Below are 14,204 nucleotides of genomic sequence, written 5' to 3' on the forward strand. Positions count from 1 at the left end.
AAGCTCGTGAAAAGGTCGTTCATCAGGCTCAAGGTACGTTAAAATAGGACTTAGCAATTATGCTGAGCCCTATTTTTGTGAGCTTCTGGTATGATTAAAAAATAGGTGTGCAGATAAGTGAGGTAATGGGATGTATTACTTTATCAACGCAAGTTTTAACGAAAAGAAATCAGGAATTGAACACGCGGAAATGAAACGGCTGGGGATGTTTAAAGATCACGGCGAACCAGCAAAGATCGTCACGCGCTTCTTTTCACTGACGCTACACGATACGTTGGCTCATGCTGGCTTGGCGGATAGCGACATGGTCAATCTGTTTGACTTCTTCGAGGGTACAGAAGACCTTAAAAAGACGCCTTTTACACTGGCCGATTTACACGTGAAACCAAATTTACAAGTGCTGGTTAATGATCAAGATGAGCACGGGTTTATGGTGCGCAATTCTGAACGCATTATTCAGCGAATTAAAATGCGCGCTCCTGAGTATAAGGAAGTTGAAACGGTTTGGACGTTTGATCGTTATGGCAAACTGGTAAAGAGTGAATACTGGGATTCTCGTGGTTTCAAGGCGCTGGAGCAGTGGCATGACGCAGACGGCGTGGTTAATGCTGAGCAAGTCTTTAATCCTGATGGTAAAGTGGTTTACCAAACATTCCATATGAAAAATCAGGAAGGTAAGTACGATAACTCGCTGTATCGGATCATGAATTGGCACGGGACGAACTACTCATTTAACGGTGAGCAGGCGATGATGCGCTTCTTCCTTGATGAATTAAACAAACGTAACGGTGAAAATAACGTATTTGTCGTTGACCGAACGTTTGAATTGGCTTGGTCTGTGCTTAACATGCGGACACGGGCATTTAAGATGATGCACCTTCACTCAAATCACTTGAATGATCCTGAAAAGATCATGACGGCGACTCTGAACTATAACTACGAGTATGCAATTAAGAATTTGGACCAGTGGCAAGGTGTGGCGGCACCAACGCCACAACAACGGACGGACTTTATTAATCGTTGGGGCGATCAAACACCGGTCTTCGAGTTGCCAGTTGGGATTGTGGACAACGATGTTCTAAATGCGCCTCACGTTAAATGGTCAGACAGGACGCCAGGACAAATCATCATGGTGGCCCGTCTTTCTCCCGAAAAGCAGCAAGATAAAGTAATCGAAGCCTATGAAAAGGTTCATGCTAAAGTGCCGGCAGCGCGCCTAGATTTTTGGGGATACGCAAACGGTAAGGAAGGCGAACGATTGAATAAGATCGTTGCTGATAAAAAGCTTGGTGATTTAGTTACTTTCCACGATTACACCTTGGATGTTGGTAAGGTTTACGATGGTGCACAAATTAACGTGCTGGCGTCACGAGCTGAAGGATTTTCATTGGCTTTATTGGAAGCACAGTCTCATGGGGTGCCAACAGTGTCGTATGACGCAAAGTATGGTCCTCAGGGAATCATTGAAAATGATCGCGATGGTTACTTGGTTGAATTGGATAACGTCGATGCTTTGGCGGATGCCATCACGAAGTTACTTAAAGACGACCGGCTAATGCAAAAGTTCAGTGAAAATGCCTACGAGGATGCCAAACGTTTCTCAGAAGATGCTGTGTGGGACAAATGGCGGCCAGTTTTAGACGATGTTAGGGCGTTTGCTGCAGCTGACTCAAGAACACAGGCGGACAAACAACAGGAGGCCAGCAAATGATTTATTTCGTAAATGAATATCTGATGGCCTTGAATTCTGGGATTGAACATGCCGAAATTAAGCGGCTACAATTGTTTAAACATCAAGGCACCCCTGCCAAGTTGGTGACGCGGAACTTTGATCAAATGTTGTATGCCAACAAGCAACGGTTTGGCATCGAAGATGATCAGATCGTTAATATGTATGACTATTTCCAGGGCATTGAAGATCTAAAGCCAGTTGGCAAGAACGAACCAAAGATTGAATCGTTGAACTTAGCAGCTGATTATAATGTGGATCCCGGGGCTGATGTCAGTCATGTTTATGATGGCGATAAGCTAGTGATGAATGTTCATTTCGCGCCCGGCACCATTGGTCAGTCATACAGCGTTGATGCGTTTGACCGTACTGGCAAAAAAGTTCAAACAGAATTGTGGGACTTCCGTGGTTTTAAAACACGTGATCAATTCTTTAGTGATGCTGGTGAACTTATCAGTCAGGTTACTTACGCACCAGATGGAAAACGGGTGATTGAGGAATACTTCAGTCACGACAAAGAAGGGCACAACTTCCTGTCGTTACTCCAATTATTGGATTACAAAGGACAGGACCTGTTCTTTGATAGCTATGATGAACTGTTTACTTTCTTCCTCGACGAATTAAACCGTCGTGATGGTGAAGGTTCGACGTTCGTTGCTGACCGTCCGGGTGCGGCTTACGATGCAATGTTAAGCATGACAACCAAGGTCAGTCGGTTTATTACACTGCCGACGACACATACTATTGATCCTAAAGATCAGGTCTACGCTAACCTGTCTGGTATTTACGCCAATCCGATCGTTAACCAAATTGATAAGCTCTCCGGTATTATTGTCGCAACTGATGAGCAAAAGGCTGATTTGACGCGGTGGATGGGCGGTGAGGCGCAAGTTAAGGCACCTATCAGCGTTGTGCCATTCAGTGTGGTCAATGATGAACAGGCACATGCCAAACGTGTTCGTTTGCCTCAGCGGACGGCTCACAAGGTGATCGTCGTTGGGCGGTTAACTAAGGAACGTCATACGGAAGACGTCGTCAAAGCGTTTGTAACGGTGAAGAAGCACATCACTGACGCAACCTTGGATATTTACGGTTATGGTGACCAAGAGAAGCCACTGACCGAACAAATCAAGAAGGCTGAGTTAACGGATAGTGTCACGCTGAAGGGCTATCATCCAGATTTGGACAAGGCTTACGATGGTGCACAGGTTTACGTTAACGCCACAGAAAGTGACAACGAACCATTGGCACTGGCAGAAGCGTTGGCACATGGGGTTCCATCTGTCGTTTATAACGTGCATTACGGTCCGTCAGACATGATTGACGAGGGTAAGAACGGTTACCTTGTAGCGGATAACGATGTCGTTGGTTTAGCAAACGCTATTCAACGGGTCATGAAAGATGACCAAGTTTGGGAAGCAATGAGCCGTAACGCGTACGACAGCATCACACCGCGCACGGAATCGATCGTGTTTGCCAAATGGAAGCGGGCATTGCACATTAAACACTAACAGTTAGTGATGCGCTGGATGTCGCCTGCGGTTGGCAACATTGACACGCTCGCCGTGGGACCGGTTCAAGCCTCCTAAGTTCGGAGTCTTTCACCTCGCCGCAAGGCCTCGTGAGGTGCCGAGTCTTTACGCCCGTCCGTAACCTAAATTCGAGTAAATCACTCGAATTAACGTTACCTTCACGGCTCGGTATCAATGTTGCCGCCCTTCAGCTGATATAAGCGGCAAGATTCATCTGAGATCACTAGATAATTTAATGTTGTCAGTTTTGATGAACTGAGTAGTAAAACACAAAACTTAAATCACAAAAACGGATCAAATATGTTAATTCATATTTGATCCGTTTTTTGCTGTGAAAAGCCTTTATTGATGACAAATTTCGTATCTTTTATCAATAATCACAGAGTTATGATTTGAATTCAAAAATACTAATTGATATATTGTGAAAAAATCAGCATTAACGGAGATTTGCCGATGAAACGATTGTTTACTTTGTTTATGATTGCGTTTTGGATTATTGGCGCTAATCAAGTTGGTCCGCAGATGATGGCACAGGCTAATGAATCAGTAGAGAATGCACAACAGTCTTCGCGGGATGACTCGCAGACGGCTAATTCAATTGATGCTTCAGTGGCCAGTGATTCTACGACAAACAAGATAGCGGCGGTTGCAAATAGCTCATCCGCCGACAAAACTGATGCTATTGAGGTTAAGCCGACTGTTCATACGTTTGCTGAATTCAAAGATGCTTACGAAAATAGCGATGTTCACGAGATTACATTAGCCGCAGATATTAGTGGTGATGGCCGTCAGTTAGCTGCACGGACAACTTCGCTCGTGATTACTGGGAAGCAACACCAGTTAACTTTAACTGAGGGTGCACTGCCATTGGGTAAATCGGGTGATAATACGCGATTAACTTTACGAAATTTGAGCATTAACAACGAACGAAGTGGTTCGTTTATAACTGCTCAGGCTGGCGGCCGTGGCTGGTTATTGACGTTTGACCATGTGGATACGAAAAACGTGACCAAACTCAGTGACATTCCCACTGAACAAGTGTCACTGATTGAAACGATTGATCCTGCTGCTGAAGAATCAGCCAGTGAAAGTGAATCCTCAAGTAGTAGTTCGGTGTCTTCAATGAGTGAGAGTAGTCAATCCAGTGAAAGCAGTCGTGAATCAAATGATCCGGATGTTAGTGAAGGCAACAAGGCCAGTTCAAAACATTTGGAAAGTGAGGTAACCGTTTCACGTGAAACCAATTCAATTGATTCACAGTCAGCTAATCAGTCTAGTAGAACCGATGTAGAAACTAGTTCACGACCAGAAAGCACACAAACTTCCCGGGTAGAGGAAGACACAAAACTTGGCGAGACAGAACGTGAGGTTAGCAATATTTCTGAGTTACAGACTGCGATTAACGAACAATCCGTAACCAAGATTTTTTTGAAAAATAACATTTCTGCCACTTCAATATCTGCCAATCCCATCACCCGGAGTTTGGAAATCGATGGGCAGCAACACACTCTAAATATAGGTAGTGGCGCTTTACGTTATGGTGTGCCGGTTTCAGGCAATCCGACACTGAACGTGCATGATATTCAGGTGGCAAACACGGCCGGAGCTTTCGTCACATATAGTGGCGCTGCTCGAGGTCAATGGCACTTTGAATTTGGCAATATTAGCACGGCTACAACGGTTAATCGACTGGCCATTGCAACGTATTCAGACATCACGTTTTCAGGAACCTGCAACATAGATACGCGGGCAGAAAACGTTTATACCGGGAGCGTGAAAATGGCCGACAATACGGTCTACACCGGGAACGTCAACAATACGAACTATTCGATGTTTTATTATGATTTGCGGCCTTCTGAGGACCAGACAGGTGGAACTCGGAAATTTACAACGGGTCAAAACTGTACACTGAACTTGACTGGCACTAATGGCACGCAAGGCTATCCAATTGTTTATCTGTACTACAAGAGCATTACGTTAGGGGATGGGACAAAGTTTAATGCGGAGTGGCCTGGAAACAACGTTTATTTTCAAGCTGCCAATGATAATGCCTCTTTAACAATTAGCCAGAATGCTCAGATGAACCTAGATACCGATAATCGTTCAATTGCGGCTATTCGTTCCTCAGGGGGAAACAATAATATTGCGGTTGCCGGGGATCATTGACTGCGCGAAACAATAGTACAACAGCAGCAACAGTAGATTTAGGCACAGGTACGACAACAGTTGTCGTTGAGGATCCGGCTGCATTTGATTTGCAAAACACTGGGACTGGTACAAATTCTCGGGCATTAAATCTGAATACTAATTCCAGCTTAACCTTATCGAATTCGCCGTTTGCATATTGGGATACCACTGCAGTTAGCGGTGATCCAACACAGTCGTTTGAAAAAATTGAGTGGGGGAGATTTGCTGGTAGCACGGTCACCAGTGATCCGGAAGCGATGGCAACTGCCGTCAGGGGCAAAACATTGCACCGAATGGCGGCTTACAATCCGCCCGGTACGCTGCAATTATCCAGTGTCCCTAAAAATTTGAATTTTGGTCGTGATCTGATTGTGCGGCAAGCTGATCAACTGTTTCCGTTAGTAAGCTGGGATCAGCCGTTGAGTGTGACCGATCAACGTTATGTAACCAAACAGTGGTCGTTAACGTTGACACTGACGCAGGCGTTAACAAATACGACTGGCGATGTGTTGCCGGACGCAATTAAGTATAAAAAGAATGGCGAACTACTGCCAGTAAGTAATGCAGCCATTGAGATTGAAACAGCACGTAATCCTGACAATGATCCGTATGTCGTTTCTAATCAATGGAATAGTGAAGAGGGGCTTATGCTCCAAGTGTCACCCTCAGAGGCCAAGGCAGGCACTTACAATGGCGAAATCACTTGGAACCTTAGCGATGTACCGAACGAAACGGAGGGGTGATGGCACATGAATAAAATGAAGTGTTTGCATCACGTCCGTTTGCCACCAATTCGGGCTGACAACAATGAACGATGGCCGTCCCTTTGCAGATAAAAAAGTGAGGTAAAAATCATGAAATTAAGCAAACTAACGACCATTATTGCGACGTCATTACTGACGCTGGGATTGGCGACACCAGTCATGGCGGCGTCATGGGATTCTACAGCGACAGTTTCATTTACTGATCCAAGTAGTGTTACGACACCATTGGATCCTAACGACGCAGCAACTGAACTGACAGGATCCGGGACGACTAATCAGAGTGGGTCATTGACCATTGATTACGCGTCCAAACTAGATTTCGGTCAACGGACGACATCCAACACGCAGGAACAGACATTCAATGCCAAAACAGATATAGTTCAAATCGACGGTATTGAAGGTTCAGTCAAACGTTCCAACTTCGTTCAGGTTACTGACAAACGGGGTGGTGGACTTGGATGGCAATTAGCAGTCAAGCAGAGCCTGCCCTTTGAGGGAAATGGGGGTCACCGAATGACTGGTAGCAAGATTCTATTCAACGATCGTGCTGTATTAGGCACTGAATCTGGCCAGGAACCAACTATGGTTGGCGGCAATGTGACGGTTCTTGCTGATGACGCGAATGTGAAATTATTAAACGCGCCAACGGGTAAGGGAACAGGAACGACCATCCATCGTTTTGGTGGTGAGGTGACTGGTACTGAACAAGAAGAAACAACTGGTGTTCAGCTAGTAGTTCCAGCTGGTGCCGCTCGTGCGGGGACCTACAATGGAACATTGACTTGGACACTAGAAGATACACCAGATGAAACCATTTAGTTTTAAAGGTTTCAAATATGCGAAACACAGGAGGGTTCAACATGACCAAGAAAACATTAACGACAATTATAGTGATGCTTTGTGGGGTGGTTGGCCTCCTGCTACATAGTCAAGTGGCTCACGCACAAAGCATGGATTTCAGCGTGGAGCCACAAAAATCGTCACTGCAACGGGATCAATCGAAAACGTATTTTGATTTAAACGTGATGCCGGGTCAAAAAGAAAGTGTCATGGTGAAGGTTACCAATACGTCCGACAAACGCATTAAGATCAATACAAGTGTGAACGTGGCGAAGACGAATCCAAACGGAGTGGTTGAGTACGGTAAGTCACGGTTTAAGTCTGACAAAACGTTGACCACACCCATAACAGATGTTGTGACGACAGCACTAAAGCAACTCAGTTTAGCGCCCAAAAGTTCGAAAATGGCGATTTTTGAAATCGATGCGCCTAAACAAAAGTTTAACGGTGTGATTGCCGGCGGAATTTCGTTTAAAAAAGTAGCACCCGACAAGAAAAAGACCTCGAAAGGAATTTCCGTCACGAATAATTATCAATACGTGGTGGGAATGGTCCTTCATCAAGGTCGGCAAAAATTAACACCAATGTTAAAACTTGGGGATGTAAAAGCTAAATCTGAAGCGGGTCGTAATCTGGTCACAGCTCAATTGCGCAATGTAAAAAAACGTTACTTAAGCCAGGCAAAAATCGTGGCAAAGGTTCAAACAACGCGCAAACGGACGTTGTATAAGTCGACAAAGGATCACGTTCAGTTTGCACCAAATTCGATCATGGATTACCCAATCCGTTTGAACGGGGAACGATTTAAACCAGGGCGCTACCGGCTTGATTTAACAGTCACTGCCGCTAAGAAGAAGTGGCACTTTGTTCGTGAATTCACGATTACTAAGGAACAGGCCGAAAAATACAATAACCAAGATGTGACGCTGAAGCCAGATCATACGATGATTTACTGGGCTGTCGGTAGCGTGCTGATTATCATCATCGGTGTGCTGAGCTGGGTGGTTATCAAAATGAAACGTAAACGCTAGGCTAATTTGAGACGGATGTGAACACAATTAATACTTTTTCCCATCTACAATTCTTGAGGCAACGATCGTAACGGCTAGAAAAATGTTTAAAATAGGTATGCGTATCCTTCTTATGGTGGCGAGTTTAGGTTATTAGGTCCAACGTTTACGCTGCTAGATATCTTGACAGTTAGAAATGGACGTTAAAATTAACAGAAAAAAGAAAATAATCTAGAATTTCAAAACGTGTTAGGCGGGTTATGATAATTTCGCCTAACATGTTTTTAATTTGTCTAAGATGATTGAAAAATAATTATTTCAGGATGCTTCGATGTCTGTTGCAAGGCGTACAATCAACATAAGCACCATATTTCACACATAAAGGAAGTTGCGATTCATGAAGATTGAAGAAGGCTACATGCCATTTCGTGGGTATAAAACATATTATCGAATTGTCGGTGAGAAGACGCCGGGCAAGGCACCGTTATTGCTGATTCACGGCGGTCCTGGCTCATCACATAACTACTTTGAATTGCTGGATGACTACGCAGAAACTGGTCGTCAGTTGATTATGTATGACCAAGTTGGTTGTGGGAAGTCATCATTGCCTGAGGACGAATCCGTTTATGTCAAGGAAACGTGGGCTGAGGAATTAATCGCGCTCCGTAAATACTTACACCTAGATGAAATTCACATGTTGGGTCAATCTTGGGGCGGCATGCTCGAAATGTTGTACCTCACGCATTATGACCAAACGGGGGTTAAGAGTGTCATGATCGATGGTTCGCCTGCTTCTATCAAGTTGTGGACGCAAGAGCAACATCGGTTGATTTCCTATTTGAGTTATGAGGATCGCGAGGCAATTGCCGAGGCTGAGCGGACAGGTGACTTCTCCGGTCCTAAGTACTTGGCTGCTAACGACCGTTACATGGAGCGTTATTGCTGGGATGATCCGGATGAAAATTCACCAGAACCACTGCGTCGTGAAACGAATGGTAAACGTGCCAGCTTAATTGCTGAGGGACCAAACGAATTTACCGAGAACGGAACCATCAGTGACTACGATGTAACCGATGATTTGAAAAACATTCATGTGCCTGTATTGGTTACTAATGGGACGGATGATCTATGTACACCACTGATTGCCAAGTCCGTTTACGACCACATTCCAGGTGCTAAGTGGCACTTGTTCGCCAACAGCCGTCACTTGGCTTTGTTGGATCAGCATGATGAGTTTATCAGTGTGCTGGATAAGTGGTTGAAGGAAAATGACTAAATTAATTAATGAAAATATGTTTGATCGCTTTGAATTCCAAGGAATTTGGTCTGTTAAAAAGGAAATTAATCCAGAAAATTGGATTCCGGGAAAACTTCATTATGACTCTGGAAATATACTTCTCGAAGTTTTTGGAACGCTAAATGTTAGTGAGACATCGGCGATAGATGTACTCAACTTTGAGGATTATGAATCAGTATTTGGCTTTGCCCAAACCGGCGAAAATATTGTTTTATCCACGGTGAGCATGATTGGCAATACAAATTCTATACCTGGATTAATCTCAGAGAGATACCAAGTATCAGATATGCTTATTACAAATGGAAATTTCAACAAGGTTACTCAGCGCCAGTATTTATCTTTTTTTAGATTTTCTTTAACCGATTTAAATGTGTGGCTGCCAAACAACATGTTGACCATCAAAAAAGAACCAAAGAGCGGTAAACAAATTTTTGAAGTCAAGAAACCTGAGCGAAAACTTTTAACTAGTTTCGCGTTTGATGGAGGCAATTTCAGTGTTAGTTTGGACGAATCTGGCACAATTAATTACCCCCGTGAACTTCTAAAAGTTAATATAAAAAATGAAACAGGATTAATAATTGAACCTAATTCTAATGCGGTATCGATGTTGCAATCGACCAAAATAGTTAATGAAACTGCGAAATTTTTTACTGTTTTACTTGGTGAGACTATTAGTGCTAAATATTTACAGGGCAATTTGTCAAACGGTTTGAAAGCAAATGTGTTGTTCAATCAAACTTATCCCATAAGAAGTGTAGAGAGAGAAAGTGACCTTAGAATCACGCCCAGATATAATGATGTTGAAGATGAATTACCTAATAGTTTGACTAACTGGTTTGATATGTCTAGCGAATTAAAGTTACTGGCCGATGATTATATATTGACAGTTACGCAGGAAAGTATTATTGAAAACACTTTAATCAATTTAACGGAAGGTATTGAGTCATTTTTCCGTAATCGTGATGCTTGTTTACGAGACAAGCTAACATTTCTTTTTAAGAGAGTGCCAAATGAAATTTTAAATAGAGATGTTTTACAAAAGAGTATTGACAGTGAAGATGATTTTATTAAAAGTTTAGTCAACACAAGAGTGTATTTGACACATGGAAATGTTAGACCAGGTATTTATAAAGATGAGAAGCTAATAATTGCAACAAGAATTTTACAATTAAGTGTTCGATACTTTCTTTTGTCAGAGATTGGATTTTCAAAGAGATCTTTACAGAGTGTTGGTGCAGACATTGCAGAGATATTTCATACACGATTTTTCAATACCGAACTTCATTTCTAATGTTTCCCTTGCCTTCAAGTGCACATTAAGGTCTATTGTAAATGCATCAACGAGACTGGCCGGTTATTTAGGCCATTGTGCTACTATGATCCACAAGGAGAAAACGCAATGAATATTAAAGAAGCTAGTGAAAAAACAGGCGTATCATCGGCAGCCATTCGGTATTATGAAAAAGAATCGCTGATTCCAGAAATTGACCGAACAGAGGTTGGTAATCGTGATATCGATGATCGAATCATTCGTCGGATCACGTTTGTGACGCAAATGCGAGCTGCCGGCATGAGTATTGAAAATTTGCGACGTTACATCCAGTTATTCGATGCACAAGAAGATAATACGAAAGAGCAGAAGGCCATTCTGCAGGAACAGCTCGCCGTGATGGAAGAAAAGCGCGATGACTTGCAGTCTGCCATCGATCACCTTAATTACAAACTCAACCATTTCTATGATCACATGGAAACGACCGAAGAAGAACTTCGTGAGCTAGAACGACAGCACGCGGAGAAAAAAGCAAATCAGTAGAAATGAAAGCTACTGGTCACAATGTCTGATGAAGACATTGTGACCAGCAGCTTTTTTGTCTATGAGAGCAGATTGGTAATTTCGGCGACTGAGCTAGCAGCTTTTATTTGTTGAACCCAGTGATCATCTTGGATTTTTTGCATAAGCTGCGATAGCGCAGATAGATGACTGGTTTGATCCAAAGGTGCTAGACCAATGACAATTTGAATTGTCCGTTTGTCTGCGTGATTCTTATTTTCAATGGTGACTGGGTGTTGAAGTAACAGTAAGCTCATGCCAAGATCGTTGACGCCGTCGTTTGGTGTGCCATGAGCCAGCATGATGCCATTGCCTAGAACCATGTAAGGGCCGTTGACGACTGTTAACCGAATGATTCGATCAATGTAACGTTGCTCGATGAGGTGTTCAGTCAACAGTGGTTTCAAAGCTTGTTGAACAACGTTTTTCCAATTACCCATCTCATCATCAGCATAGGTAATATGGCTGTTGGGTAAAAGTTTCTGTAGGCTTGTTGGTCCTGTGACAGGAACCTTTTTTAACGGCAGTTTTGCTCTTTGATTGAGGTAACCACGTAGAGCATCCGTCAGACCATCGAAGTTCTCGATACGAGCGTAATTACTGATAATATCGAGCAGAGAATTTACACTGGCTTCGTTAAAATGGTTATCAGTTAAGTGGGCATTGATGAATGCTTTTTCGATTGTTTCCCAATCTTTTTTATTTGGTAGCGGTGATACGCGAACAATGGGGATATGAACGGGGACATTGAGTTCGATGGTACTGATGATAAGCTTGATGTTGGATAAATCTTGATTTTTATACTGGAAAACACTAAGAGGCTGAGAAAAATCAATGTTGGGATAATGTTGAATGAGTTGCTGCTGAAGAATGTACGAGGTACCAATACCACTAGAGCAGACAACTAAAACATCCACATGTTTGCCACGGCGGCTTTCAATGGCTCGCAATTCACCGCCGAAATATAGTGCAATCAGTGCGATTTCATCATCACTAAGGTGGCCATTGATGAATTTTTCAAACGGACGAATGGCATACTTAGTGAACGAAAATAGTTCGCGAAAGCCTTCGGTGATTTGTTCAAGGTTGGGATGGTGATAGGGAATCATAAATTTTGAACGATAAAAGGTAGACAATAAGTGTGTAGATAGTGTTAATTCAAGCTTTTCAGGGGATACGTTGGCCCCAGACACGGTGTTAAAGCGATCGATAATTTCCCGGGAAATCGGAAAGATAGTTTGGATTAATCCGTCAGCACGATTGACACGATAAAACTGGCTTGTGTTGATGATACGACCCAAAAAATATGATTCACTAAAATTATGAATGTTGTTATCGCTTAAGAACTTGATTGACCAATTAATCGACATTGAATCTACATTGGTTGTTCTTAAGGGAGAATCCGGCAATTGATTCTCTGGCTGTTTGATTCGCTCCAAAAACCATAAAATAAAGTCATCAAGTGTTGATAAGGCATCGTCACTAAAGTAATTGCCCGTAATTTTTTCCAGCTTATGAATCTCAGTGTTAATCGCAATCAAGCGTGAAGGATTAATGTCGATTTGACTGTACAGAATTGAGTCACGATCATTAAGTGCCTCTAATACCCAGTTTCGTTGCGATATTTCAGATCCAGAAATATGTTTTCCTTTAGGCTGTTGAATAATATCTAGTCCATGGGATTCTAAACGTTCACGAACGGATTTGAGGTCGGATATTGCCGTATGTTTGGAGATTTGAAATCTGTTGGTTAAGTCTGACAGGGATAGTGACTTGTGATTGATGAGATCCCAAGCGATAAGCTGACAACGCTGATGTTTTGTAAATTGTTCCGTCACAGGTTGAGTTTCTGAATATCGATTCAGAAGCTCTTTTTTTGTTTCTTCAGGAATGAAATAGCCGACTACAGCAAGATTCATGATGATATCAAGCTTAGAGTCGTTTAACTCTTCATTCACGCGTTTTAGAACATAGAAAGTGCCGCGACGAGATAATCCGATCTGTGTTTTCAATTCTTCAAGAGTGGTGTAATCCTGACGTGTTAGCAAGTAATTAAGAAGATCATTGCCATGCTTGATGTTAGTAAAGTTAATCATGAATGATGAGCCTCCAAATTAAGCACCTTTTTTGACGGGGTGAATATTTTGCACTATTGGTAGTGTAAGTATTGCACTTGTTAGCGTTTTCATCAATGCTAGGATTAAACCATAAATTAATAGCGGAGGTGATGGAATGCTGAATGACCTTTTGAACCAGGAAACAGTCCAGTTAACGGATGCAACTGATTTGAGTTGGGAGGCAGCAATCCGACTTGCGGCACAACCTTTAGTTGCCAACGGTAGTGTGACAGAGCAATACGTTAATTCAATGATTGATGTGGTCAATAATCAAGGCCCGTATATTAACATTGGTGACCATATTGCACTGGCACACACGCGACCTGAGAATGGATCAAATCGAATCTCGCTTGCACTGCTCAAAACGAATCATGACATTGCACTTGTTAACCAGGATCATCCCATTACTTTATGGTTCGTTTTATCAGCGGTTGATAGTGATAGTCATTTAGAAGTCATTAAGCAATTAATGACACTGTTAACCAACGAAGCAACAGTTAAACAGTTAATGGCTGCTTCGTCGGCTGAAGATTTGCTCACAATAATTCATAGTCGCAACGAATAACGGAGGAAATAACATGAAAATTTTAGCAGTATGTCAAAGTGGTTTAGGCAGTAGCTTTATGGTGCAAATGAACGTCCAACAAATTCTAAAGGACGAAAACGTGGATGTTGATGCAAACGATATTACAGTCGATCACTCAGACGTTGGCAGTGCCACGGCCGATTCAGCAGACTACTTTTTCGTTGAATCAACGTTGGCTGACGCGCTAGGTAGCATTCCTAAAGATCGGATCGTTTTGCTAAAGAGTCTGATCGACAAAAAGGAAACTGCAGAACATGTCAATTATGTTTTAGATAACGAAAACATTGCTCACGATTAATTCGTAAAGGACA

At 42.6% G+C, this 14,204-nt stretch carries 12 protein-coding genes; 11 read left to right on the top strand and 1 reads right to left on the bottom strand.

Annotation, left to right across the window (positions count from 1 at the left end):
- Positions 1-130: 130 nt before the first annotated feature.
- From LDK34_RS00890 to LDK34_RS00930, 9 genes are all read left to right on the top strand, one after another.
- The gene (locus LDK34_RS00890; protein WP_236941183.1) at positions 131-1,711 is read left to right on the top strand and encodes a glycosyltransferase; all 1,581 of its coding nucleotides are present in this window, start codon (positions 131-133) and stop codon (positions 1,709-1,711) included.
- Positions 1,708-3,240 (top strand): glycosyltransferase, encoded by a 1,533-nt coding sequence (locus tag LDK34_RS00895; protein ID WP_236941184.1) that lies wholly within the window; start codon positions 1,708-1,710, stop codon positions 3,238-3,240. The genes LDK34_RS00890 and LDK34_RS00895 overlap by 4 nt, the downstream gene beginning before the upstream one ends.
- 474 nt (positions 3,241-3,714) lie before the next feature.
- Positions 3,715-5,427 (top strand): pectate lyase-like adhesive domain-containing protein, encoded by a 1,713-nt coding sequence (locus LDK34_RS00900; protein WP_236941185.1) that lies wholly within the window; start codon positions 3,715-3,717, stop codon positions 5,425-5,427.
- Positions 5,424-6,191 (top strand): WxL domain-containing protein, encoded by a 768-nt coding sequence (locus tag LDK34_RS00905; RefSeq protein WP_236941186.1) that lies wholly within the window; start codon positions 5,424-5,426, stop codon positions 6,189-6,191. The genes LDK34_RS00900 and LDK34_RS00905 overlap by 4 nt, the downstream gene beginning before the upstream one ends.
- 111 nt (positions 6,192-6,302) lie before the next feature.
- Positions 6,303-7,031, top strand: coding sequence for a WxL domain-containing protein (locus tag LDK34_RS00910; RefSeq protein WP_236941187.1), 729 nt, complete (start codon positions 6,303-6,305; stop codon positions 7,029-7,031).
- A 41-nt stretch (positions 7,032-7,072) separates the two neighbouring features.
- On the top strand, positions 7,073-8,083 hold the full coding sequence (locus tag LDK34_RS00915) for a WxLIP family cell surface protein (protein WP_236941188.1): 1,011 nt from the start codon (positions 7,073-7,075) through the stop codon (positions 8,081-8,083).
- Positions 8,084-8,459: 376 nt separating this feature from the next.
- Complete coding sequence (pepI, locus tag LDK34_RS00920; protein ID WP_017261128.1) at positions 8,460-9,338, top strand: proline iminopeptidase; 879 nt, start codon at positions 8,460-8,462, stop codon at positions 9,336-9,338.
- Positions 9,331-10,650, top strand: coding sequence for a HEPN domain-containing protein (locus LDK34_RS00925; RefSeq protein WP_236941189.1), 1,320 nt, complete (start codon positions 9,331-9,333; stop codon positions 10,648-10,650). The genes pepI and LDK34_RS00925 overlap by 8 nt, the downstream gene beginning before the upstream one ends.
- 108 nt (positions 10,651-10,758) lie before the next feature.
- Complete coding sequence (locus LDK34_RS00930) at positions 10,759-11,172, top strand: MerR family transcriptional regulator (RefSeq protein ID WP_236941190.1); 414 nt, start codon at positions 10,759-10,761, stop codon at positions 11,170-11,172.
- A gap of 59 nt (positions 11,173-11,231) precedes the next feature.
- Here the strand turns inward: LDK34_RS00930 and LDK34_RS00935 are convergent, their stop codons facing one another.
- Positions 11,232-13,286: a BglG family transcription antiterminator gene (locus tag LDK34_RS00935; protein WP_236941191.1), complete on the bottom strand. Its 2,055-nt coding sequence runs from the start codon at positions 13,284-13,286 to the stop codon at positions 11,232-11,234.
- Between the two features lie 136 nt (positions 13,287-13,422).
- Here LDK34_RS00935 and LDK34_RS00940 point away from each other — a divergent pair, with 136 nt between their 5' ends.
- Both LDK34_RS00940 and LDK34_RS00945 read left to right on the top strand, forming a co-directional pair.
- Positions 13,423-13,872 (top strand): PTS sugar transporter subunit IIA, encoded by a 450-nt coding sequence (locus LDK34_RS00940; protein WP_236941192.1) that lies wholly within the window; start codon positions 13,423-13,425, stop codon positions 13,870-13,872.
- A gap of 13 nt (positions 13,873-13,885) precedes the next feature.
- Positions 13,886-14,191, top strand: a complete 306-nt coding sequence (locus LDK34_RS00945; RefSeq protein ID WP_236941193.1) for a PTS sugar transporter subunit IIB — start codon at positions 13,886-13,888, stop codon at positions 14,189-14,191.
- Positions 14,192-14,204: the final 13 nt, after the last annotated feature.

This window comes from Furfurilactobacillus milii (assembly GCF_021654115.1).
Classification (GTDB): Bacteria; Bacillota; Bacilli; order Lactobacillales; family Lactobacillaceae; genus Furfurilactobacillus; species Furfurilactobacillus milii.

Bases quoted from the DNA above. Each gene is read 5' to 3' on its own strand.
- LDK34_RS00890 (WP_236941183.1), top strand. From the start codon at position 131: ATGTATTACTTTATCAACGCAAGTTTTAACGAAAAGAAATCAGGAATT.
- LDK34_RS00895 (WP_236941184.1), top strand. From the start codon at position 1,708: ATGATTTATTTCGTAAATGAATATCTGATGGCCTTGAATTCTGGGATT.
- LDK34_RS00900 (WP_236941185.1), top strand. From the start codon at position 3,715: ATGAAACGATTGTTTACTTTGTTTATGATTGCGTTTTGGATTATTGGC.
- LDK34_RS00910 (WP_236941187.1), top strand. From the start codon at position 6,303: ATGAAATTAAGCAAACTAACGACCATTATTGCGACGTCATTACTGACG.
- LDK34_RS00915 (WP_236941188.1), top strand. From the start codon at position 7,073: ATGACCAAGAAAACATTAACGACAATTATAGTGATGCTTTGTGGGGTG.
- pepI (WP_017261128.1), top strand. From the start codon at position 8,460: ATGAAGATTGAAGAAGGCTACATGCCATTTCGTGGGTATAAAACATAT.
- LDK34_RS00925 (WP_236941189.1), top strand. From the start codon at position 9,331: ATGACTAAATTAATTAATGAAAATATGTTTGATCGCTTTGAATTCCAA.
- LDK34_RS00930 (WP_236941190.1), top strand. From the start codon at position 10,759: ATGAATATTAAAGAAGCTAGTGAAAAAACAGGCGTATCATCGGCAGCC.
- LDK34_RS00935 (WP_236941191.1), bottom strand. From the start codon at position 13,286: ATGATTAACTTTACTAACATCAAGCATGGCAATGATCTTCTTAATTAC.
- LDK34_RS00940 (WP_236941192.1), top strand. From the start codon at position 13,423: ATGCTGAATGACCTTTTGAACCAGGAAACAGTCCAGTTAACGGATGCA.
- LDK34_RS00945 (WP_236941193.1), top strand. From the start codon at position 13,886: ATGAAAATTTTAGCAGTATGTCAAAGTGGTTTAGGCAGTAGCTTTATG.